The 22,143-nt window shown below is 59.8% G+C and carries 23 protein-coding genes; 12 read left to right on the plus strand and 11 right to left on the minus strand.

Features of this window, described 5'->3' with window-relative positions; all coding sequences use genetic code 11:
• Positions 1–21: 21 nt before the first annotated feature.
• The 4 genes from CH290_RS09740 to CH290_RS09755 all read right to left on the minus strand — a co-directional run bounded on the left by CH290_RS09740 (position 22) and on the right by CH290_RS09755 (position 3,544).
• Positions 22–1,104 carry a 4-oxalomesaconate tautomerase gene (locus tag CH290_RS09740; protein ID WP_033188773.1) on the minus strand — a complete coding sequence of 361 codons (1,083 nt, stop codon included), beginning with the start codon at positions 1,102–1,104 and terminating at the stop codon, positions 22–24.
• Entirely contained in the window at positions 1,101–1,814 is a 714-nt protein-coding gene (locus CH290_RS09745; protein WP_033188774.1) for a 4-carboxy-4-hydroxy-2-oxoadipate aldolase/oxaloacetate decarboxylase, read from the minus strand. The genes CH290_RS09740 and CH290_RS09745 overlap by 4 nt, the downstream gene beginning before the upstream one ends.
• Positions 1,811–2,548, minus strand: coding sequence for a PIG-L deacetylase family protein (locus CH290_RS09750; RefSeq protein ID WP_033188775.1), 738 nt, complete (start codon positions 2,546–2,548; stop codon positions 1,811–1,813). Before CH290_RS09750 ends, CH290_RS09745 begins: the two co-directional genes overlap by 4 nt.
• Before the next feature lie 276 nt (positions 2,549–2,824).
• Positions 2,825–3,544: a GntR family transcriptional regulator gene (locus CH290_RS09755; RefSeq protein WP_329955124.1), complete on the minus strand. Its 720-nt coding sequence runs from the start codon at positions 3,542–3,544 to the stop codon at positions 2,825–2,827.
• 104 nt (positions 3,545–3,648) lie between these two features.
• Between CH290_RS09755 and CH290_RS09760 the strand changes: the two genes are divergently transcribed.
• On the plus strand, positions 3,649–4,569 hold the full coding sequence (locus tag CH290_RS09760) for an amidohydrolase family protein (RefSeq protein WP_033188776.1): 921 nt from the start codon (positions 3,649–3,651) through the stop codon (positions 4,567–4,569).
• Positions 4,570–4,610: 41 nt separating this feature from the next.
• The gene (locus CH290_RS09765) at positions 4,611–5,972 is read left to right on the plus strand and encodes an MFS transporter (protein ID WP_033188777.1); all 1,362 of its coding nucleotides are present in this window, start codon (positions 4,611–4,613) and stop codon (positions 5,970–5,972) included.
• Positions 5,973–6,514: 542 nt separating this feature from the next.
• Here CH290_RS09765 and CH290_RS09770 read toward each other — a convergent pair.
• Entirely contained in the window at positions 6,515–7,171 is a 657-nt protein-coding gene (locus CH290_RS09770; RefSeq protein WP_052083094.1) for a hypothetical protein, read from the minus strand.
• Between the two features lie 1,339 nt (positions 7,172–8,510).
• On the opposite strand from CH290_RS09770, the gene CH290_RS30205 reads away from it, so the two are divergent.
• On the plus strand, positions 8,511–8,666 hold the full coding sequence (locus CH290_RS30205; RefSeq protein ID WP_155295518.1) for a hypothetical protein: 156 nt from the start codon (positions 8,511–8,513) through the stop codon (positions 8,664–8,666).
• Positions 8,667–8,756: 90 nt separating this feature from the next.
• Positions 8,757–9,761, plus strand: a complete 1,005-nt coding sequence (locus CH290_RS09780) for a hypothetical protein (RefSeq protein WP_033188779.1) — start codon at positions 8,757–8,759, stop codon at positions 9,759–9,761.
• Between the two features lie 590 nt (positions 9,762–10,351).
• Here the strand turns inward: CH290_RS09780 and CH290_RS09785 are convergent.
• On the minus strand, positions 10,352–11,209 hold the full coding sequence (locus CH290_RS09785) for a hypothetical protein (protein ID WP_141216147.1): 858 nt from the start codon (positions 11,207–11,209) through the stop codon (positions 10,352–10,354).
• A 604-nt stretch (positions 11,210–11,813) separates the two neighbouring features.
• On the opposite strand from CH290_RS09785, the gene CH290_RS09790 reads away from it, so the two are divergent.
• On the plus strand, positions 11,814–12,065 hold the full coding sequence (locus CH290_RS09790) for a hypothetical protein (RefSeq protein ID WP_033188781.1): 252 nt from the start codon (positions 11,814–11,816) through the stop codon (positions 12,063–12,065).
• A 161-nt stretch (positions 12,066–12,226) separates the two neighbouring features.
• Here the strand turns inward: CH290_RS09790 and CH290_RS09795 are convergent, their stop codons facing one another.
• Positions 12,227–12,685, minus strand: a complete 459-nt coding sequence (locus tag CH290_RS09795) for a hypothetical protein (protein WP_094620660.1) — start codon at positions 12,683–12,685, stop codon at positions 12,227–12,229.
• A gap of 306 nt (positions 12,686–12,991) precedes the next feature.
• Here CH290_RS09795 and CH290_RS09800 point away from each other — a divergent pair, with 306 nt between their 5' ends.
• Positions 12,992–13,915: a DUF1942 domain-containing protein gene (locus tag CH290_RS09800; protein WP_052083095.1), complete on the plus strand. Its 924-nt coding sequence runs from the start codon at positions 12,992–12,994 to the stop codon at positions 13,913–13,915.
• A 1,514-nt stretch (positions 13,916–15,429) separates the two neighbouring features.
• Here CH290_RS09800 and CH290_RS09805 read toward each other — a convergent pair.
• Complete coding sequence (locus CH290_RS09805; RefSeq protein WP_033188783.1) at positions 15,430–16,026, minus strand: helix-turn-helix domain-containing protein; 597 nt, start codon at positions 16,024–16,026, stop codon at positions 15,430–15,432.
• A gap of 86 nt (positions 16,027–16,112) precedes the next feature.
• On the opposite strand from CH290_RS09805, the gene CH290_RS09810 reads away from it, so the two are divergent.
• Genes CH290_RS09810 through CH290_RS09820 form a run of 3 tightly spaced genes read left to right on the plus strand, consistent with a single transcriptional unit; the run spans position 16,113 to position 18,311 of the window.
• On the plus strand, positions 16,113–16,766 hold the full coding sequence (locus tag CH290_RS09810) for an SAM-dependent methyltransferase (protein WP_212555945.1): 654 nt from the start codon (positions 16,113–16,115) through the stop codon (positions 16,764–16,766).
• Between the two features lie 25 nt (positions 16,767–16,791).
• On the plus strand, positions 16,792–17,289 hold the full coding sequence (locus tag CH290_RS09815; RefSeq protein ID WP_033188784.1) for a mycothiol transferase: 498 nt from the start codon (positions 16,792–16,794) through the stop codon (positions 17,287–17,289).
• Positions 17,286–18,311 carry an alpha/beta fold hydrolase gene (locus CH290_RS09820; RefSeq protein WP_230620917.1) on the plus strand — a complete coding sequence of 342 codons (1,026 nt, stop codon included), beginning with the start codon at positions 17,286–17,288 and terminating at the stop codon, positions 18,309–18,311. Before CH290_RS09815 ends, CH290_RS09820 begins: the two co-directional genes overlap by 4 nt.
• Before the next feature lie 420 nt (positions 18,312–18,731).
• On the opposite strand, the gene CH290_RS09825 is transcribed toward CH290_RS09820, so the two are convergent.
• Positions 18,732–19,646 (minus strand): NADP-dependent oxidoreductase, encoded by a 915-nt coding sequence (locus CH290_RS09825; protein WP_033188785.1) that lies wholly within the window; start codon positions 19,644–19,646, stop codon positions 18,732–18,734.
• 94 nt (positions 19,647–19,740) lie between these two features.
• Between CH290_RS09825 and CH290_RS31120 the strand changes: the two genes are divergently transcribed.
• From CH290_RS31120 to CH290_RS31045, 3 genes are all read left to right on the plus strand, one after another.
• The gene (locus tag CH290_RS31120) at positions 19,741–20,019 is read left to right on the plus strand and encodes a MerR family transcriptional regulator (RefSeq protein WP_080748673.1); all 279 of its coding nucleotides are present in this window, start codon (positions 19,741–19,743) and stop codon (positions 20,017–20,019) included.
• Positions 19,944–20,156, plus strand: coding sequence for a hypothetical protein (locus CH290_RS30210; protein ID WP_170947642.1), 213 nt, complete (start codon positions 19,944–19,946; stop codon positions 20,154–20,156). The genes CH290_RS31120 and CH290_RS30210 overlap by 76 nt, the downstream gene beginning before the upstream one ends.
• A 306-nt stretch (positions 20,157–20,462) precedes the next feature.
• On the plus strand, positions 20,463–20,672 hold the full coding sequence (locus CH290_RS31045; protein WP_329955230.1) for a mycothiol transferase: 210 nt from the start codon (positions 20,463–20,465) through the stop codon (positions 20,670–20,672).
• 22 nt (positions 20,673–20,694) lie between these two features.
• Here the strand turns inward: CH290_RS31045 and CH290_RS09840 are convergent, their stop codons facing one another.
• Both CH290_RS09840 and CH290_RS09845 read right to left on the minus strand, forming a co-directional pair.
• On the minus strand, positions 20,695–21,417 hold the full coding sequence (locus CH290_RS09840; RefSeq protein WP_033188786.1) for an SDR family NAD(P)-dependent oxidoreductase: 723 nt from the start codon (positions 21,415–21,417) through the stop codon (positions 20,695–20,697).
• 74 nt (positions 21,418–21,491) lie between these two features.
• Complete coding sequence (locus CH290_RS09845; RefSeq protein ID WP_033188787.1) at positions 21,492–22,076, minus strand: TetR/AcrR family transcriptional regulator; 585 nt, start codon at positions 22,074–22,076, stop codon at positions 21,492–21,494.
• Positions 22,077–22,143: the final 67 nt, after the last annotated feature.

Here is a 22,143-nt window from a genome sequence, read left to right on the forward strand (position 1 = left end):
GGTCAACCGTCGAGACTGTCTCTATGTTTCGGCGCGTTCCGGCCCGGGAAACACCTCGCCCGCGAAAAGTTTCCGGGCGGTCCGAATCACCGCCCCGCGGCGTACCTCGACCTCGCCTGTTGTTGCCGACTCCACTTCGACGTCGACATCGAAGAAGCCGGTGGGATGCTCGATTCGCACCACGCCGCCGTCACTCGTGCGGGTCACTCGTTCCGCCACCGACCCCTCGAGGCGGGCGGCTGTTCCCACGGTGAGCGCGCCGAGAACGCCGATGGCGGTGTGGCACCGGACCGGGATGAAGGTCCTGGTCGCGATACTGCCATCGTTGTCTGGTTCGGACACGAGCGTCATTTTCGGAACGGTCGATTCGGATACGTCGCCGAGCCCCATCAACTTGGCGGCCTGCGCCCGGATGTTCGCGACACGTTCGGCGAGTTCGGCGTTGCCCTCGAGATCCGACGGGCTCTCGTGACCGCTTACCCCGACATCGGTCGCGGCCAGAACCACTGTGGGCATTCCGTTGTCGATACACGTCACGTCGACACCATCGACGATATCGATCACGTTTCCGGTCGGAAGGAGCTTCCCGCAACTCGACCCTGCTGTGTCGGAGAACTCGACACGAACCTCGGCTGCCGTGCCGGGTACACCGTCGATACGACTTGTTCCCGAATACTCGACCTTCCCCAACGGAGTGGGGAACGTAGAAGCTGCGTAGCTGTCGGAGTTGAGCATCTTGATTCGTACTGTGGTCTTGTGTTCGCCAGTGGAGACGAGTCCTCGTTCGACGGCGAACTGCCCTACACCGGCGAGTAGGTTGCCGCAGTTCTGCGCCGAGCTGACCGTGGCCCTGTCGACGCCGACCTGAAGGAAGAGATACTCGACGTCCGCCCGTGGATCATTGGACACCCTGACTATTGCTACTTTGCTGGTCAGCGGGTGTCCCCCGCCAATACCGTCGATCTGACGGGTGTCCGGCGAGCCCATGATTCGTAGAAGCAGACGGTCACGTTCGATCACACCGGCAGGCAAGTCCCCGGCCAGAAAAAACGCACCCTTCGAAGTTCCACCACGCATCCATGTGCACTGGATTCCACCGATCATGCTTCACCACGTTCTTCCCGATCAAATTCCTGTTGGGTCAGGTATCGGACGCCCAAATCAGCGAGAACCGGCCGCAGACCGTACCGATCGAGACCGAGTTGCCCACCTCGAAAGGCCTGCCGTGCAGCTTCTTCCTTGTCGAGACGAGCACGCGACGATTCGACCGCCGCAGCCGCGCTGCGACGAGGCACAATGACGACACCATCGTCGTCTGCTACCACCACGTCTCCTGGATTCACCGTCACCTGCCCCAACACGATCGGAACGTTGACCGACCCTGCGGTGGACTTGACCGTCCCCTGCGCCGAAACAGCCCGTGACCACACCGGAAAGTCCATCTCGTTGAGCTCGGCGAGATCGCGAACACCTGCCGCGGTCACAAGTCCGCGAACACCTCGTACTTGCAGCGCTGTCGCAAACAGCTCGCCGAACATACCGTCGGTCGACGGCGAATTGGTCGCGACCACCAAAATGTCACCGGCAGTGCACTGCTCGATGGCCGCGTGAATCATCAGGTTGTCGCCCGGCCACGAGTGGACGGTAATTGCGTTACCTGCAATCCGCGCGCCCGACTGAATCGGCCGGAACTCCGGACCCGGAAGTCCTGTTCGCCCCTGCGCTTCGTGGACGGTGGCCGTCCCGAACTCCGCCAGTGCGTCAACGACCTCGAGCGACGTGCGCACCGGATCGGTGACGATGACCGAGCTCATGCCAGAACTCCAGCAACCTCGGGGTAATACCGCACGTACGCTTCCCCCAAGGTGTCGGTGGTAAAACCGAGATTAGGGCCGGCATTGCGCTTGAGCTGCACACCTCGCCTGCGCGCGAGGTCGGTGTAGTAGGTCCACATGTGCTCCTGCGCGACAAGGCTTTCCATCGCCTTGCGCTTCTGCGGGAACACCTCGGTGATATCGAGGAGGACGTTGGGCTTGAAGTCGCTTTGTTCGGGCTGATGTGGCTCGAAGAAGAAAACTGGCGGCGCCCCGAGGGCTTCACCCTCGGCGGGATATCCGATTGCTTGAGCGAGGATCCGAGCATCGAGAGCCATTCTCGCCGCGACAGGGTGGTCCGCGTTGTACGGGTCGATCAGCGGGTGTGTCAGCACAACAGTCGGTTCGACATCACGGTAGACGTGAACCAGCTTGTCGACGATCTCGGCAGATTGCAGTAGAGGGTAGTCGCCCGCGTCGAAGAACTCGATTTCCGCACCCAGAGCTGATGCAGCGGCTTCCGCCTCACCGCGACGAATCGATTTGATCTCCTCCAGAGTCTTGCCATCGCGCCACGCACGCGCCGACTCTCCGCGTTCGCCGTAGCTGAGGCACACCACCTTGGCTCGTTCACCACGGGCCGTGGCGGCCGCGATTGCGCCACCCGCACGCCACACGAAGTCTCCGGCGTGGGCACTGATCACCAGCAGGGCTGGTGTGACATTTGCTGACACTGGGTTCACCTAACGACGAAGTTCCGGCCACGAACGCGACCGCTGCTCCATCAGTAATCCACATCGCCGACACGATTGTCAACAATTTTGCGCACAGAAAGATTCACCGGACTGTTGACGAATCACCGGCGGCGTGCTTAACGTATGTCCCCATCAGGTGACCCCAGTCACCACCAACCTCCATTTCCGGGAGCTTCCATGACCTCGTACGAAGAACTCGATGCGCCGTCGGCCTCGAGTTCCTCGCATGTCGCTCCAGTGACGGATGTGCCGGATCTACCGCGCTGCGGCTACTTCGCGAAGCGCAGTGATCACGCTCCGCAAATGTGCGCGCATCGCAGCCTCGGCCGCATCGGAGTCTCGGGCGCAGACGGCATCGATGATCGCAACATGCTCGGGCAACGACACCGACATACGTCCAGGATGCATCGCCAGTTTGAACTGATGCCGGACGAGTTGCCCACGCAACCGCTCCAAGATCTCGTCCGCGGAGCGCTGAGCGCTGATCTCACGAATACGTCGGTGCAGCAACTGATTCTGACGCGAATATCCAAAGACATCGCCTGCTGCTGCGGATTCGGCAATAGCGCGGCGAAGGTCGGTGAATTCGGCAATGTTGTCGTCGGTGACATTGCGCGCGGCCCGGGCGGCACACAGACCTTCGACGACCATACGGACCTCGGTGATCTCGACTGCCTCGTCGAGCGACACCGACCGAACCCGCGCGCCCCGATTTGCCACACGTTCGATCAAGCCTTGAGCGCCGAGCTCCTGCAAAGCAGCGCGAACGGCACTCCGACTGGCATGGAATTGCACGCACAAATCGGCTTCGACCATTCGTTGATTGGGTGCGAAGTCACCGCCGAGAATCGCCTGCCGAATCCCATCGGTCACCACAGTGTGATCGGTAATCAGTTCCTTCGATCCCTGTTCCGCCATCGACTTCGAACCACCTTCAAGATTGTCACCAAAATTGTTGTTCAAATCGTAGCTCATTAAACGGCTTTTTCCGCGGACTTCGACCGGACCGACCTTCTCGATGCGGTTGCACGCCGCTGGATACGAGACCAACACCCGACTCTTCGACACAGGAGAACCGCATGACCACACCTGCAGTCAAAAGCCCTGGATGGCTCGACTGGTATCCCGACCCGAGCACGCCGCGTTTCGCGATGCCGACCGGGGCCGTGGACGCTCACTGCCACGTCTTTGGACCGTCCGACCAGTTCCCGTTCGCCAACGAGCGCAAGTACACACCCTGCGACGCAAGCAAAGATCAACTGTTCGCACTCCGCGACCAACTCGGAGCCACCCGCAACGTCATCGTCCAAGCAACGTGCCACGGAGCTGACAACACCGCCATGGTCGACGCCGTCGTAGCTTCCAGTGGTACTGCTCGCGGCATCGCCACCGTCCGGCCCGACGTAACAGACACCGAACTGAGCACCCTGCACGACGCGGGCGTACGAGGGGTTCGCTTCAACTTTCTCAAACGGCTGGTCGACAGTGCTCCCGAAGCCGAACTGCTCACGATTGCCAAACGAATCGAGCCTTTCGGCTGGCACATCGTCATCTACTTCGAGGGGCAGGGCCTCGCGGACCTGGAGGGATTTTTCGACACACTCCCTGTCCCGATCGTCATCGATCACATGGGGCGACCCGACGTCACGGCTCCTGTCGACGGTCCGGACTTCAGTCGGTTCCTGCGGTTCGTCGAGCGCAACAACGCGTGGGTGAAGGTCAGTTGTCCAGAACGGCTCACCGTAACCGGACCTGCGGCACTCAGTGGTGAACGCAACGCATACCTCGACGTTTTACCTTTCGAACGAAAAGTCGTCGACGAATTTCCGGACTCGGTGCTCTGGGGAAGCGACTGGCCACATCCGAACCTGACCAACCATATGCCCGACGACGGACTCGTAGTCGACCGAATTCCGCTCTTCGCACCAACACCCGAGCTCCAGCACAAACTCCTTGTAGCCAACCCCATTCGACTCTATTGGCCCCACGAGAATGTCTGATCGCCGACCACCCTCACCCTTCTTTGAGAATTGAGCTTCCGATGCAACACTCCAATGCGGCGAACCGACTCGATCGAATGCCGGTGTCCAAATTCCACAAGATCACCCTGATTGCAATCGCGTTCGCATACTTCTTCGAGTTCGCCGACTTGAATACTTTCGCCACTACGGTCCCCAAGCTCATCTCGGTCTGGGGTGTCAATGTCAATCAGATCGCCTACGTCACCTCACTGTCGTTCGTGGGGATGTTCTTCGGTTCCATGATCGGCGGCTACATCGCGGACAGGCTCGGACGCAAGAAAGCGCTGTTCGCAACCACAATCTGGTTCGCGTCTTTCTCTTTCCTGTCAGTCTTTTCCTGGGATATCTACTCCCTCGGGCTGCTTCGGATCCTGACTTCAGCTGGATTGTCTGCGATGACCGTGGCCGCGGTGATTTACGTCAATGAGATATTTCCGAGCGCGATCCGCGGTAAGTACCAGGCCTACGCGATTGCCATCGGGATCTGCGGGACCCCGGTCACCAACCTCATTGCCAGTGCAGTGGTCCCGGCCAGTGACTGGTCGTGGCGGTTGGTCTATCTGTGGGGTGCATGCGGGATCCTCTTCTTGATATTTGCACGTCGACTGAAGGAGTCGCCACGCTGGTACGAAAGCAAAGGCGAATACGACAAGGCAGATGCGGTCCTGAAAGACATCGAAGAGCACATAGTTGCCGAGTCCGGGCCCCTTCCTGAACCGAAGACCGAGGTGATCGAGACCGCTTCGCAGTCCAAAGCACCCGTGAAAATGTTGTTGCAGAAGCGATACCTGTTCCCGACCATCCTCCTGTCGGTCATGTGGATCACCCAGACGATCGGATTCTTCGGGTACTCCAGTTGGGCACCCACTCTTCTCGCCAACGAAGGGTTCAGCGTCGAGGATTCGATCTTCTACGTAGCGCTCACAACAGTTGGTGCACCGTTGGGATCGTTGCTCGCAGCGCAGATCACCGACCGATTCGAACGCAAGTGGTGTCTGGCAATCTTCGGCGCAGTCATTGCCGGTTGTGGTCTGCTGTATGGTCTCACGTTCAACCCGATCATGATCGTCACGTTCGGATTCCTCGTGAACTTCTTCGAACGTGGCTACACGGCAGTCGCTTACGCCTACTCCCCTGAGGTGTTCGACACCCGAGCGCGCTCACTGGGCACCGGCGTCTCCTACGGACTGGGGCGACTCTCCAACGCCATCGGACCACTGATCATCGTCGCTCTCTACAACGGTCAGGGCTATCAAAGCGTGTTCTACTTCATCGCAGGTATGTGGCTCTTCGGTTCCTTTACGCTCGCCGTCTTCGGGCCGAGAACACGGAAAGCACGACTGGCAGCAAGTACCCCCACGGAGCAACCCGCTACATCATGACCATCACCTGACCCGCTCGAGCTCTGTGCAGCGGAAGCAAGCCAGGTACCTGATTCACCAGGTACCTGGCTTGCTCTCCACGGTTGAGACTCCGGCCAGCCCCATTGTCTGCAAGGCAAACTGGCCCGAATCTCCGAAACTGCAATAGGTTCGGCTTGCGGTACTTACGTCAAAGCACAAAGGCGGCCTCGGATTTCTCCGAGACCGCCTTTGAAACTGCATTGTGTCGGGCTGACAGGATTTGAACCTGCGACCACTTGACCCCCAGCTAGATCGACCAGATTTCGATGGACCCACCTGTACTCACTGCACAGCCTCTGAGCAGGCAGTTTCGTCCGAGACCGTATGCGACAATCCATGCCCGGTTGCACCGAGTAGTGACACTCTCGCGGCACGCTCGAATTCCCATTACTCCATGCCGATCCACCGAAAGTCACCTGACATCACACGAGTCCAACGCCCCGAAAAGTTACCGATCCATCGCCCCGCGAGGGTCTCACTCCCAGGCAGCACGGGCGCCTCGGCCGCAGCCAAATCGCCTTTCACGACGGCCTCCTCGCGTACACCGAGGAAACTGACTCGCGTGCGCGTACCCACTCCGCCGCATCACGCGATACCCACCCAGCGAGCGTGACGGCGTCCGCGACATCAGAGACCAGCAGACGCTGATGGATCGGCTCGTGGTGCGCAGCCCTGTTTCGCACGAACGCCAGCCTCTGAAGCCGGCGCTCGACCTCCCCGCGACGCTGCCGCGCATCCGAGGCGCCATGCGGGAACGCACCATGAAGCGCCGGCACCCACAACGACGTCAAATACCGCGACGCCGCGAGGTACCGCCAAAACCCCAACGACAACTCGGCGACCACCTTCCCATGCACCTCGCTTGGCTGCCGACGAACCGCCCGGCCTCGAGCTTCGATGACATCGCGCCGACCCCGCTGATCCAGAGGCACATGATCGAACCACTCCGATGTCCCCCGCGTGCGCTGCGACCACGCGCTCAGCTGAGGGTCGAGCGCGTTGCGAGCCACCACTTCGACCATCGACACCAGCGATAACACTGCACCTGATGCTTCGATGTTCCAGTCGTACAACGCAATCGCCGCATCGATGTCACCGCCACTCGCCGAGAGGTACGAACCGAGACGCTGCCGAGTCAACAGATCGGCGATGACCTCGTTACTCCACGACAACGCCACTCCTCCTACTGGTTGACATACCGACACTGTTCCCTAAACTAGACGACGAAGGCCCCGGAACGATCCCTGACTCACGTCACATCGCCGGGGCTACGTTCGTTCCTGGGAAGCTCTCATCTCCCCGAACGCTTCTGACTCGACCTACAAGGCCGTTTCGACGACCATATCCAACTCGCCGACACACTCGCCATCATCACCGATTGAAAACAGCCTGACTCCTGCATAAAGTTTCTAGCGGCTAGGGCAACCTGCGTTGCACCTGGGAAGGTCACCGCAAACGCTCGGGACAACGACCAGTCGTGTATCTGTTCTGCACTACGGCCGCAGTCGGATTGACGAGGTAGACGCTCCCGCACGCCAGCGGAGTTGTCTCATCAGCCTGGCCTGCTGAACGCCGCCTTAGATCGCCAGTGGCCAAGGCGTGTTTGATGCATCCCTATGCGACGCCGCCGTTCAATTTCCACTCCCAACCGCCCGTCGCGAATGCAGGCCGATAGGCTATCGCGGTCGAGTCCGGTGGCAAATCAAGGACAACGAATCCGGTGTACATCGACCGGGGCGCGAGCTGTGTGGGCAACACCTGATCGGATTCGTCGCAGTTGATAGACGCGTCGGTCCACAGATTCGTTTGGGTGTATCCATTCGCTCGGATCGCTGCGAAGTCGAAACCACCGAGCAAAGTTCCGTAGTTCGCGGGGGCGAAATTGCTTCCGGTTTGGACGGTGAAAGAGAAGGCCTTCAACTGACCGTTCTCCGATGGGATCGAATCCCGGCAGCCGGTAGCGTCCGTCGGTGGGTCCAAAGCGAAGAGTGCGTCGCAGTTAGTTGGATCCTCGCATCCGGCTCCTGCGAGCTCACGCCACTGCTTTTCGAGCGCTCCCCGAGAATTCTCAGCAACACCGGTAGGCATAGTTACGGCTGGGGTCGTGGTTGGCGCGAATGTCAATGGCTCCTGAACGGTCCCCGTCGTGCCTTCCTGACCTCCGCACGCAGCGGTGAGAAGAACGACAGCGGTGGCCCCGGTACAGGCCGTAAGCGTCCGAATCGTGTGCATATCTGAATTTTTAGCATTGCAGGCGCCACTGCAGGTACCGAACCTCTTAAGAAGAAGAGTGTCCAGATCGCGTGCTAAAACTACGAATGACCGTCGACGAGCGAGGAGCACTGTGGCCAGCGCACATCCACTTCCCGGTATGTCGCTTTCCGACATCCGCCCAGAGGCTGCCCAGGAATGGCATCCAATCAAGAACGCCCCTCTAACCCCCTTCGACATCAAACCGGCAAGCGCCGCATTTGTCTGGTGGCAGTCCCAAGCAGGCGAACTTCCAAAGGCCAAGCGATGACTGACCGCATCCCACCCTGCAGATCGAGCGACGACCGCTGTGGAAAGCTGGTAGCTGAGGTCATCGGCGGAGCAGTCGCACTACTGATCGCCGGCCTCATCGTGTTCAGACTCATGTTCCTAACCGGCTACCTGATCCTCATGAACCTGTAGACCCCGGACGACTCGGGTAGGTCCGTGCAGCTACGGCTTTCTGTCGGAACCGACTTATAGGATGGTTCCAAGCTGACGAGAGGATCGACCATGACCGACCACTTGAAGACAGCCATGCGGGCGATGACCGAAGCGAACCGTCAACGGATGCTAGACGTAACTCAGCCCTTCAAGGACTCGTTCATCGCCGAGCCTGCCATGCAGCGGTTGATCGACTCAGTATCGGTCAAGGCGCAGTTCGACTTCTCCCCTCTCGCTGAGTACTTCCGGGAGAGCAACCGGTTAAGTGAGATCGCAAAGAACCAGCTCATGCCCGCGACGACCACAGCATTGAGTGAGCTGGCCGCGATCCAGGTCGAGCCGTTTCGCAACAGCTTGATCGACGCTATGCCTGACATCTCCGAACTGTGGCGCGACCAGATCGATACGACGGGCATCTCGAAGATGGCGGCAGGTGCGCTAGCGAATGTCGAGTTGCCTCAGATCGACATCGGGTTCAAAGAGGTGCTGAACTACAACGCACTGTTCCCCAAGGTCGATCACCCACTGGCCGATGCCATGAAGCAGATCCGCGAGTCGCAGGCGTCGATCATCAATTTCAAGGCCGAGGTCAGCTCCCTCACCAAGGCAGTGAGCGACAACTCGGGTGTCGGGATGCTCGCAGCCGGTGCGCTGGGTGACACTTACGGCACACCGTTTGCAGAGGCCATCCAACGGCTCGTCCCGCAGATGCCCGAGTTCCCGGACTTCACCCAGCTGCGAGACCTCGTAGGCACATATGTCGACGACGACCTGGCGGATGCGGTCGAGGAACAGATTGCGTCCGATCCGTCTAAGCTCGAAGCGTTCAACACGGCAGTTCAATCTCTCGTATCCAGTCTGAAGATCCCCCACCACATCGCGGTAAAAATCGTCGTTGCAACTGTGTACGTGTTCTCGTATGTCGCAATCTTCTACGCCCTTCAGTGGGGACCGCCCGAGTTGGCACGCACTCTTAGCAACCTGATGACCACCGGTGGTGACGCTGTCCCACCGGTGTTGTCGTATGGGGCCTACAAGTTCATGGCACGAAACGACAAGCCCGAACCTGCTTAACCACCTCTGTAAGCGCTGACTTTTCCACCAGAGTTATCCCACCTGAGGAAGAAGAAAAGTATAGCAATTTCTTAGCAAATGGCTCGTAGTCTTCTGCTGGAGGGGCAATGAATAGAGAACCTAAACCATCGTTACTATCGCAGCATCATTTGCATTGAACACGGGGTCGACGTACCGTTTTTCAAACTAATCGGCTTGGCAAAGCGGTACCGATGCCAACGAGCGACACGATGACGATCGGTCAAAGATGTGTTGAACCCTTACACGTCAACGAAAGCCGAAGGAGCCAATTCGGTGAGGGAGAAATTAATCTTCCACCTAACAGTCACACTCCTCATGGTCGCCATGCCAATTATAAGGTATCGCGTTGACAATAAAACACCGCCGCTAGTCGGCCGCTACCCCGTCCTGAACGGTAAGACCGCGTGATCTCCACACAAGTCAGATCCAGCTGTTCGCCGTCCTTCTTACCGGTGCCCTGGCTGCAGCCTTGGTCTTCTGGTTCATCACAAAGATCCACTGGACATAGATCAGTGTGTCCACCCCGGCACTGACTTCCCGTCGTTCGCGCCGGGGTGAAATGCGTTGATCTACCGTCGCTCTCCCAGTGCAGCCTCAACTGCTATGGCAAACCCGAAGTAGAAGTGACTCATCGTCAGCATCGAACTGAGCACGCAGTGCATCCAGAACTTCTCTAGATCCGGATCTGCGGTCAGCTCGGCAAGCGCTTCACGCTCTTTTCCCCAGTGGAGGGTGTCACCATAGTTGTACGTCTTGATCAGTTTGCTTGGGTTCACGCCCTCGAATGTGTAGGGCGGACGCTCATCCTTGTCACCGACTAGCTTGCGCGCGATTATCGTCTCGATCATCTGTTTCGCGAGCTGTTTGCGTGCTGCAAGCCAAGGCTTCAAAAGCTTTTGACCGCGTGCTCTTTTGGATGATCCCTCTTGCGAGATAGCCCTCTCCAGGACAGCCTTCACCTTGTCGAACGACGCCTCGTCATTCTGGTTGTTCAGCTGCCGGAACGTAGCCGAAGCGGCCGTAAAAGCTTCCTCACTCGGCAAGTTGGCGTTGACGAACCGCTCACCATCTTCATGGGTGATGTCGAATGATCCGAGGGTGTCGCCAAACACCGAGTACTTAGCCAACTTTCGTGCGTTCTTCACGTACTGGCGCAGCATCAACCGCTCGTCATCGGTCAGATGGGTGAGGGCCGGGAAGTTGGCTGGGCTGGGCAGTTTGAAAGCGTAAGTAAGCTGCTGCCAGTGGTAGCTGAAGGTGTCGGGGTTGAGTGCTTCGTCCACCAACGGGATTGGAAACAGTAGATCCTCGGGAAGAACAGCGTCATGCAGCGGGATCGACTTCAAGGTGATCTGGCCGGTCCATGCGTTAGTCCGTTGCGCCACGTTCCGGTACATCACTGGGATGTCCGGCCACTCGACACTCATGAACATCTCTTTCCATGGAACCGGCCTGTAGCCAGGTCCGTACTTTTTAGTGATCCACGCCTGCGGATCGCCTGTCCCCCATGGCTGAGTGTGACTGTGGAACAACGAGACCTCCCGTTCTAGTTTTGATAATCTTAGGTTCCCACTGGTAGTACGCAATGCTAATGAAATTAGCGATACTGGTGAACGACTACCCAGCCAACCCAACAACCCTGATCGATGGACCGATGACGACTCCATCGACTACCAACTAAAACGAACGACAGCAGCCGAGGAGAACATAGACAGCGGTACGGCCCGAAGTATTGCCGTGCAGATCGACTCCCCTACCTCGCCAGCCATCCACACCTTCGTCACAACAGGTGCGATCGTAGGAGAAACCTCCTGAGTGTGATCCGGCCGGTCGAAGGGAGGATGCTGCACCATTTGCCTCAACGACGCCAGATCGACATAGTCGTCGACGTCGAGGGTGGGCGGCCAGAATCCCGCCGATATCCTCCACCTTGTGAGCCAATTCGGCATTGAGCAATCGGACCTCGGACTCGCGTGCCTCGACATGTAGCCGTGCCTGCTCCTTGGCTTCGAAAGCCGACATCGCAGCCGCATGACGAGCATCGGCAGCACGTGCACGTTCCCACTCCCGACGCCAGCGCTCCGCTTCACGAACAGCGCGAGCATGCGCCTGAGCCGACGCCCGCTGTTGCTGGCGCTCACGTTGCTCGCGCAATCGAGCCCGATGCTGCATCTCCGCGAAGAACCCGCACTGCCTAGCCACCTGACCCTGCTCGTCGTCGCCGACCGCGAGGTCACACAACTCCATCAAACATCGAACACCTACCGAGTCCGTGCAGAATAGCCCGCCAGACCGACACACCAGGGTCCCTATTCTTCCTGCGCAACAACATCATTTAACCGAATGATGCAATAGCAACACAGTATGAGTCGCGCTTCGTGTGCCGGAACAATCCGGCAGACCCGTACACCGCGTACCCGAGTACGCCGCTCGCGTCAGCAGCCCTACCTCTGCGACTTTGCTTTCACCGCTACCAAAATAGAACTGACCAACAGGACCAAGGCGCCGACGAGCACCAGCCACAAACCCCAGCCGACCGACGGACTGATCGTCGCGCCCATGAACTCGCTTTTCACAGAACCGATGTTCCCGACGTCGTAGAACGCCACGACCACCACCACGAGGGCGATAACAGGGTTGACGAATCGGTCCCCCACCATCGGCTTGCCGTTGCGCAACAACACCGCAAATGAAATCAACGCAGCGATCCCACCGAGGAAAATGGTGACCGCACCGTCACCCTCCATGCCATTCTTGGTGAACGCGAAGATGGTCGCCCACGGACCAAGACTGCCCACCACAATCGCCAAACTCGATGCCAACGAGGCAACAACCCACGGCTTGTACGGAAGCGTCTGCGACGCGGGTTGGTGAGCGCCGTGCGCGGGATAATTCGCAGTCATGCCATCCACTTTCCACGTTGAACAAGAAGTCGAGTGTTGCTGATGGTAAGCGGTTCGAAAGAACTTCGGACAATCCGCACAGTCCGTTCATTCAAACGATCGACTAAAGAAGCTACCCAAACCCGGGTAGTCACACATGAGGGGATCGGAGACTGTGGACTCGGTTTCGTTTCTCATCGTCAGGTGCGCGACGCCGAAGAATTCGACGCGCCACTCGGCACAGCTTCTAGTGCTCAGATGTAACGCCTGACAGCACAAGAAGATTATGTTATCGGCTATCTACTGACACAGAAATAGGACGCATCAATGACGCGCAGGCGCTTTGCAGCATCGTGGCTTCTTGCCCCAATCATCGCCGCACTCGTGCTGACAGGTTGCGGTAGCACCGATGGCGTTGCAACTACGGAGAGCACGTCGAGCAGCGAGGCGCCTACTGCACCACCGGCCGAGACTTCGGTTCCCATCGGGGCCGCACAGGATGTCGCCGACGACGACGTGACCACCCGCATCACCGTCGAGAACCTGACATACGCACAAGGGTCGAAGTACGGCCTCCCCGCCGCCGGCGAACTGCAGCAGATCACTGTCACATTGGAAGGCATTCAAGGGACAACCAACGTCAATCCCCTCTACTTCACCGCCAGGGCAGCCGACGGCACCTCCTACGACGCAGCCCTCGGAACCGTCGACGGCCAACTAGCTACGGGAACCGTCACATCGGGCGACATCCTCAAAGGAATCGTCGCCTTCGATGTCACCGGACCGCCGATTGCATCCATCCGCTACAACGGCGCCCTCGGAGACGAATTGGCTAAGTGGGTCGGACAAATAGCAGCGTCCGCGCCATCGTCATCCCCCTTGTCAGCCACCGCACCTACGGCATCGACCGGCTCGGCGCGAGGCGACCTCGGCCTGGCCTCCACCATGTCAGTCCCGTCGTGCGACGGCACAGGAATCGTCGTGCTGTTCTCGGCAACAAACCCCAACACCTACGCGGAGGAGGTCGCCGCGCAATTAATCACCAACCCGGGCGCGCAATATCTGCGTACCGACAACGCTTGTCCGTCGCTTCGACAAGCCACCACCGACGGAAACGCCATCTATGCGGTATACCGCATCGCCGGCACCACCTCGGCAGAGGTATGCGCAGCCGTCGCGGCATCCGGCGGCGACTCGTACGGCAAATGGCTCGACACCACGACAGACCCGAGCTACATCATCCCGTGCTGAACGCGAACATCAACTGGCAGCACAAGCCGCAGTGTCATAGCGCCGCGTGCAATTCAGAGCGGGCGCTTCCGATTCAGTCACTCTGCAACTCGACACGGGCCCCTCCGGACTCCGCAGCTACTTGACAGCGAACCAGCCGAATCAAGTGGCATCGTCCGCCCAGGTACATTCGCTCAACTTACGCAGATTTCCGGACACTGATGGATCCATTTGGACACCGCCTCAGCGCCGGACTCGACCCTGTAAGGAACGAGTAGTGACACTCTCGCGGCACGCAGACGAAAAAGGCGGCTCCAGATTTCTCCGAAACCGCCTCTGAACTGCAGTTATACGTCGGGCTGACAGGATTTGAACCTGCGACCACTTGACCCCCAGCTAGATGCGGCAGGCCTACATGGGTCCACGTGGAACCACGAATCCGACCTTGAGCAGGCAATATCGTCCGTCACCATCCATAAGAATCCACCCCCGGTCGCACCATGTTGTGACAACGTCGTGACACTCAAACAACTCTCAACACCTGCGCTCGACTCCCCACATGACTGCCACGCACACAGCACCGAGCGCTCATCCACGCATGACGCAATCCGTGACAGTCCACGAGCGTACGACACGATCCACCATGGCTTACATCCTTCAGTTACTACGTAGCAAACCCTGCGTGTCGTGAAACAGCCCACACCGCTTGGATGAAGCGATCACGGTCCACAGTTGCGTAACCGAACGCCGGATCACAACAAGAATCCACGAGGCAGCGGATTTCAAGTCCCTAGGAGTGGATTCACCTGAACTTCTCGGGACTCGATATTTGTTTATTCGCAACGCTTTTCGTACATCACCTTCCGAACCGGTTCATGCACGAACGTACCGACTTGTGACACTCTCGTGACACCGAGCTACCGCCGGTGCTCCGGCACCGGACAGTCGTGGTCAGCCGCGGACAACTACGGTTTCGGGTGGACAAGCGCGCCATCCCGCATCGGCACTCTGTGCGGACTCGTGACTACGAGACTCATTCGTCGCGAACACATAACGCCCTCGAATCAGTAGCATGACGTTGCGACACCGACCGTATTCGTCCAGTAACTTGTTAGACCAACGCTGGTCTTCAATTCGGGCTAGGCGTCAGCGATTCTGCAAAGACTTTGCATCAGCGCATCTCAGCGTGGAACGGGCACGTTTCATCGCTGCCATTGCGGCCAGCATTTCGCTACCCGGCGGCCCTCTCGATCTGTCCTGAAGTCGCGGAACCGGAAGAGGAAGCCGTCGCAGTGATACATAGGATGCCAGTCAGATGGAGGCCGGGGTTCGCTGCAGCGATGCGCTGGCAAAGCCGAATACTTTACTGAAACGGCAACAACAGACATGCTTGTGCCCACAACTTCGCGCGGAAACGACTGCCATCGAGGTGTGAATGGATTTCGACCGTGACGTTAACCTTGGCAACCCGTTCCAGCAGTCGCGCTCCAGTTGCACGTTGGGCCGCCACCGCCCCCGCAGCACAGTGCGTTGGGTCACCTACGAGTTGCCCTTCCAGCAGAGGCGCGCGGTGCGACGTGCGCTCGCTCGCCGTGCAACCCGAAAAGGATCAGCAGTTCCACCGCTGCACCGTCCTCTGTGTCGAGTGCGTGGGGCCGAGCCGTGTCGAACTCTGCTGCCTCCCCTGCCGTGACAACGAACACATCGTCGCCGAGAGCCAGTCGCAAACGGCCGAACAGCACGTAGAGCCATTCGTGACCATCGTGAGTCTTCAGTGAGGGACGAGAGGACACCGTTCGAGACGGGATGACCATCTTGTAGGACTGCACTCCCCCTGCTCGCCTGCTCAACGGGATGAATACCAATCCGTGTCGATGGATTGGTTGGAGGTGAATACGAGGATCACCGGTACGGGGAGCGCCGACCAACGCATCGAGAGGAACTCCGTAAACCTCGGCCAGTGGAAGCAACACCTCCAGACTCGCCCGTCTCTGACCCGACTCGAGGCGAGAAAGAGTACTCGGTGAGATATCGATACGGCCGGCGACGTCGTTCAAGGTCATCTCACGCTGCACGCGTAGCGACCTCAGTCTGGGTCCGACGGCGGAGAGGGCGTCGTCGATGTTGCTCATCCAGTGATTCTTGCAGAAACTGCAAGAAGGTGTGCATTTTCGACAACGGCAGCCTGATACTGGTGGCTCGTCGACAGGAGAGCCACATGACCACACCGCCACCCGAACGAACCATGCCCGATGACTCGATATCGTTCTGGGACAGAATTTATCGTGATCGAAGACTGCCGACCAGGCCGGCAGCAAACCTCGCCTTGCGCGAGCAGGTTTCCGGTTTATTTGCCGGCAATGCACTCGACCTTGGGTGCGGGAGCGGCGGCGACGCCTTGTGGCTCGCCGAACAGGGGTGGAAGGTGACCGCTGTCGACACGTCGGCCGTGGCGATCGATCACGTGGCATCTGTTGCGCGCGCGGCCGGCCTCGCTCACCGAGTAATCGCACTGCGCCACGATCTGAGCGGGGGCATCCCCCCGGGCAACTACGACCTCGTGTCCGCCCAGTTCCTGCACTCACCGTTCGCCATCCCACGCACAACCATTTTCCGCCAGGCGCTACAGCAATTGACCGTCGGCGGACTGCTGCTCGTCGTCGATCATGGATCGACCGCCCCTTGGTCGTGGGACCGCGGGGCTGCGAACAACTTTCCCACCCCGCACGACGTTGCAGCCGATATCGAGATCGACACCACCCGGTGGAACATCGAAACGGCACATTCGAGCAGCCGCACTGCGACGGGTCCATCCGGTGAGCGCGCCACCGTCGTCGATCACGTCCTCGGAATTCGCCGGACTGCGCGCTAGTCGCACTACAGAAAGGAGTTCTTCGATGACGCCGCGCGCATCAAGACACCACAACGATGCACCTCCGCCTCGCACGGGTTCCAGCGAATTTGACACCTTGACTGGGTTCCTCGGCTATCTGCGCACCTGTGTCGTGACCAAGATTTCTGGCATCGACGACGAGCGAGCCCGTTTGTCGCCGGTGCACAGCGGCACCAATGCTCTCGGACTGGTGTGGCATCTCGCGCACGTCGAGCGATTCACGTTCCTCGGCGAGCCGGTCGCGGACTGGGCCGCGACCTTCCACGTCCCAGCTACCACCTCACTTCACGATGTCGTCACCGGATACCAGAACGCGGTCGAGCGCGCCGACCACGTCATCGCTTCACTGACGGATCCGTCGTCGAGCGCTCCCCCGCGCGACGGACACAAGTCCGCGGCCTCCCTTCGGTGGACACTGACACACATGATCGAAGAGACCGCTCGTCATGCGGGTCACCTCGACATCCTGTGTGAATCGATCGATCGGAGGACTGGCCGGTGACGATCGACAGGCGACGCGTCATTCGCGCGCTCATGGCGTCTGTCGTCGTTCTCGTGCTGTGCACAGTCGCGACCGGGTGTGCGCAGACCGTCATCGAGCCAGACGATCACCACCACATCGCGCCGGGGTACGACTCAGCCACCGCGAACGACGAGGAGTTCAATCGTCTGTTTCGACACGAGTTCGCAACCGTGCGCGGGATGCAAATGCACTACGTGGTCGGTGGTACCGGGCCCGCCATGGTGCTGCTGCATGGGTGGCCCCAGACCTGGTTCGAATGGCGGGAGATCATGCCGGCACTGGCTCGTACCCACACCGTCTACGCAGTCGACCTCCCCGGTCTAGGAGACAGCCGAGGAACCCCACCCAGCCTTGACAAAGCCACCCTGGCCACCTACGTCCACGACCTCGTCGCCGATCAGCTCGGACAGCGCGACATCGATATCGTCGGACATGATCTCGGCGCAGCCGTAGCGTTCCGCTATGCTGCGCAGTACCCGAGTGAGGTGGACCAACTCGCCTACCTCGACCTACCTCTGCCCGGGCCCGCCATCGACGGGCAGCAATACCGATCTTTGAGCTGGCACATCGCATTTCACTCTCAACCGTCCGTGCCGGAGATGCTGGTGACCGGACGGGTACGCAGTTACCTCGCCGACTTCTATCCTCGAGTTGCCTACCGCGGAACTGCGTTCGGCGGGCCAGGAGCCACCAGCCCGTTCACCGACGCCGAGATCGACGAATACGCTCGCACCTACGACCGACCGGAGGTACTTCGCGCCGGATTCGACCTCTACCGTTCACTCGACCGCGACGTCGATGCCAACGTCGCAGCACGACCTATCTCCACACCAACGCTTGTCATGGCTGCGGAGGGACAAGCAGAGTCCGTCAGGGCAACACTCACATCGGTTGTCACCACGATCGAACACTCAGTCGATGTGCCCCACTCGGGACACTGGCTTGTCGAAGAGAACCCGGAATTCGTAACCCGAACACTGTCGGGGTTCCTCGCGCCGTAACTACGCGTACTTCAAATCCCACTCCGGTGGCGGCCGGTGCTGCCGGAATGGGACAGCATCGACTTCATATCGAGCCCGGGCCCGCTGAGGGGACAGCATCACCACATGTCGTGGTCGATGTGATTGCCGTCGCGAGGAATGATATCTCCCAGTTGATCGAGCAGCGTCCACCGTTAGGCCAAGAAATCGCATCGTCAACCTGTTCCCACGGACTGACCACCGCTGTATCGAAAGTCGTGACCAGTGCCGGTTTTCGAATTCTCACCACCGAGCCCCGACCACCCAGTTGCCCCCTGGGAATTTCGTTGGCCACGGTGGAGCATCACGAAGAGGTCTACTGAAATGCTGTGTGGACGGGCCGACAGTCGACGATGAAAATGGAGTTCGGCCATCGCCCGCCAGAATCGGTACCCGGTTCGGTCAAACATCCAGCCCAACCCGCAGGACGATTTTGCCGCCACCGGCCTCGGACAGCGCGTGTGCACGTGCGGCCCCACGGAACGACATCGAGGCACTGACGTGCGGAGTGTATCGACCGGCGTCCGCTATCGTGGCAGCTCGGCCAAGGAGACCCGAGTCGTTCACCGCGTTGACTGCGACGACACCGACTTCACGTGCGCCGCCGTGATCTGCAACCGTGACCACACGCTGGGGATGACCCACCAGTTCGACGAGTTGGGCGAGCGATCCAGCCCCAGCCGCGTCCAGAGCGAAATCGATACCGTCGGGAGCAACAGCGCGAATCCGCTCGACCAGACCATCGCCGTAGGCAACGGGCGTGACGCCTTGGGCGCGTAGACGTTCATGATTGGCGTTGCGCGCAGTTCCGATGACCTGCTCAGCGCCTGCAGCAAGCGCGAATGCTGCCGCTGCCCCTCCCACCGCTCCTGCAGCGCCGTCGACGACGATCGTCGCGCCCGCCATGGACCCAAGGGCGTCCAGCGCTTGGAGCGCGGTGACCGATGCCAGCCCGGCGGCGGCGGCTTGCTCGTCGTTCCACGTTGCGGGAACCTTCGCCCACGCGGTCAATACTGCATATTCGGCGGTGGTGTCGGCGACTCCCCCGAGCCCGAACACTTTGTCGCCCGTCGCCACGTCATCGACACCGGCGCCGATCTCGTCCACGACACCCACCGCATCACGACCGGGAATGGCTGGAAACTCCACGGGCATAATCTGTTCGAGCTGACCGGCGCGGAGCAGGTAGTCAATGGGATTGATACTGACGGCCAGGACGCGAATGCGCACCGCGCCTTCCTGTGCATGAGGTTCCGCACGTGAGACGACCTCGAGCACGTCGGGGCTTCCATAGTTTCGATACTGCACTGCGAGCATTGCTGTCCAACACTTTCATCGGTGAGCGGGTGATCTGTCCAGCGTAAAATCTGCCACTGATGTCAGTTTCAAGTCGAAGTGATCGGAAACACATATGAGAATAGGTGAACTCTCGCGCGCAACCGGGGCCAGCGTGCGGTCGCTGCGCTATTACGAAGGGCTCGGGCTACTCGAGGCGCGACGCGCCGGCACCGGCGCACATCGAGACTTCGACCGAGACGCCATAAGCCGAGTTCGCGTACTGCGCCAGATGTATGCGGCCGGATTGTCCAGCGCGGCAATCGCAACCATCATGCCGTGCGTCGACGCACCTACCACCGGTACAACTTTGGATTCGATATCTGTGTCTTGCAGACGCAGCGCGATCGGCTGAGCGAACAAATCGACACCATCACGCAGACGCGCGACCAACTCGAATACCTCATTGCGTGCGCGACGGAGCACGTGGACAGCGCCGCAACGCCATCGTCGACGCTCGTCGAACACCAACCGCGTCAGCAGTCGATGTGAGACGCGACATGGGCGTACCCAAGACGGATTCACCCCGACCCCGCAAACGTGACGCCCCGCCGCCTCGTACCGGGTCGTCGGAAGCAGAGGTGTTGACTGGTTTTCTGAACTATCTGAGGGACTGTGTGATCGGCAAAGTACGCGGCATCGATGACGTAGCTGCCCGGAGCGTGGCTGTACCGTCGGGATCCACCCTCGCGGGCTGCTACGACATCTGACTTACGTAGAACGGCTACATTCCTCGGCCACAAGGTTACGAACTGGCCCAGCACTTTTCACGTCACATCCGAAACGTCGATCGCCGCCGTGGTAGTCGAATACCAGGCGGCGGTACGGGACGCGAATGCCATCATCGACACCTACGACGACCTGTCCGCCCCGGCACCGCGCCGACCTGGCCGCACAAGCAGCCCTTCGATGCGGTGGGCGTTGACACACATGATCGAGGAAACCGGCCGCCATGCAGGCCATCTCGACATCTTGCGCGAACTGACAGACGGGACGGTCGGCCGGTGACAGTCCATGTTTCGCATGCACCTCAGAGGGAGAAGCCGCCGTCGATGGTGAAATCGGCGCCGGTCACATACCGCGATTCCGGCCCGGCGAGGTAGGCGATCAAACCTCCGAGTTCTGACGTCTTGCCCACCCGCTTCATCGGATTGCGTTCGGACAATGAATCGAGAGCACCTGCGTTCATGTCGGTATCGAATGGCCCGGGCTGAATGTTGTTGACGGTGATTCCCCGCGGAGCCAGATCGAGAGCGATCGACTCGACCATCCCGGCGACTGCGGCCTTGGTCAACTGATACACGCTCAAACCTGCGGATGGACTGACCGCGACGTTGCTGCCGATGGTGATGATGCTTCCGCCCTGGCCGAGATGTGGTACGACGGCCTGAATTGCCAAGTACACGCCCCTGACGTTGACGCTCAGCATCAGATCGAGGTCCTCCACGGACACCTCGTCCACCGACCCGACACGCATCAGCCCAGCGTTGACCACCACGGTCGACAACGACCCGTGAAGATCTACGGCTTCCGCCACTGCGCTCCGAATCTGCTCCTCGTCGGCGCTGTCGGCACGTATTGCCACAGCGCTTCCACCGCGCGCGACGACGTCTTCGACCAGCGAATCAGCCGCGCCCTTGCGTGAGACGTAGGTGAACGCCACCGAATAGCCCTCTGCAGCAAGCCTGAGCACTGCAGCCGCACCGAGTCCGCGCGACCCACCGAAGACAAGGGCCGCCTTACGCTCACTCATAGTTCCTCCTCTGGACTGATCGATCAATTATAAGATCGTGAACACCTCCACTGCTCGAAGTAGGGGTTCACGAGCTAGGGGTTCACGAGCAGCAACACCGCGAATTCAGCCGAGCGATGCATCTGCTCGGCAGGAGCTCCGCCGCGCGCAGCTACCTGTACTGCAACCATCTGGCCGCTGATATATTCGACGACGTCCATGTCGTCGAGCGTGGTTCGAATCCGCCCTATGCGCCGAGCTTGGCGAACTCGTTCGAGCAGTCGCGCCCGAAGCCTTTGTTCGGGCCTGCCCAGCTCGCGGGCGACGTCGCTGTCCGTACGCCCGAACTCTGCAGTCGCCGCCACCGCGAAACAGCCTCGCGCACGCAGATTGTCGTCGTCGGACACCAGCCCGTGCAACATTTCCCGAATTCCGTCGACAGGGTCGTCCGGGGCCGTCAACCTGGCAACGTGAGCGACGGTGGTGTCCTCACCGTACTGGCGAAGGCACCGGAGATACAGATCCCGCTTACTACCGAACGTGGAATACAGACTTTGCCGGCCGATTCCCATAGCGCCGAGCAGCGAGTCGGTGCTCGCACCTGCATAGCCGCACGACCAGAACACCTCGGCAGCCGCGCGTGTAGCGGCGTCGACGTCGAACTTTCGGGTTCTGGGCACGGCGACAGTCAACCTGAAATTGATCGATCAGTCAAATAAGATGTTTGACGAATGACCCTGCGGGCAC

It is taken from the genome of Rhodococcus sp. 06-156-4, from assembly GCF_002259345.1.
In the GTDB taxonomy this organism is placed as follows: Bacteria; Actinomycetota; Actinomycetes; order Mycobacteriales; family Mycobacteriaceae; genus Rhodococcoides; species Rhodococcoides fascians_E.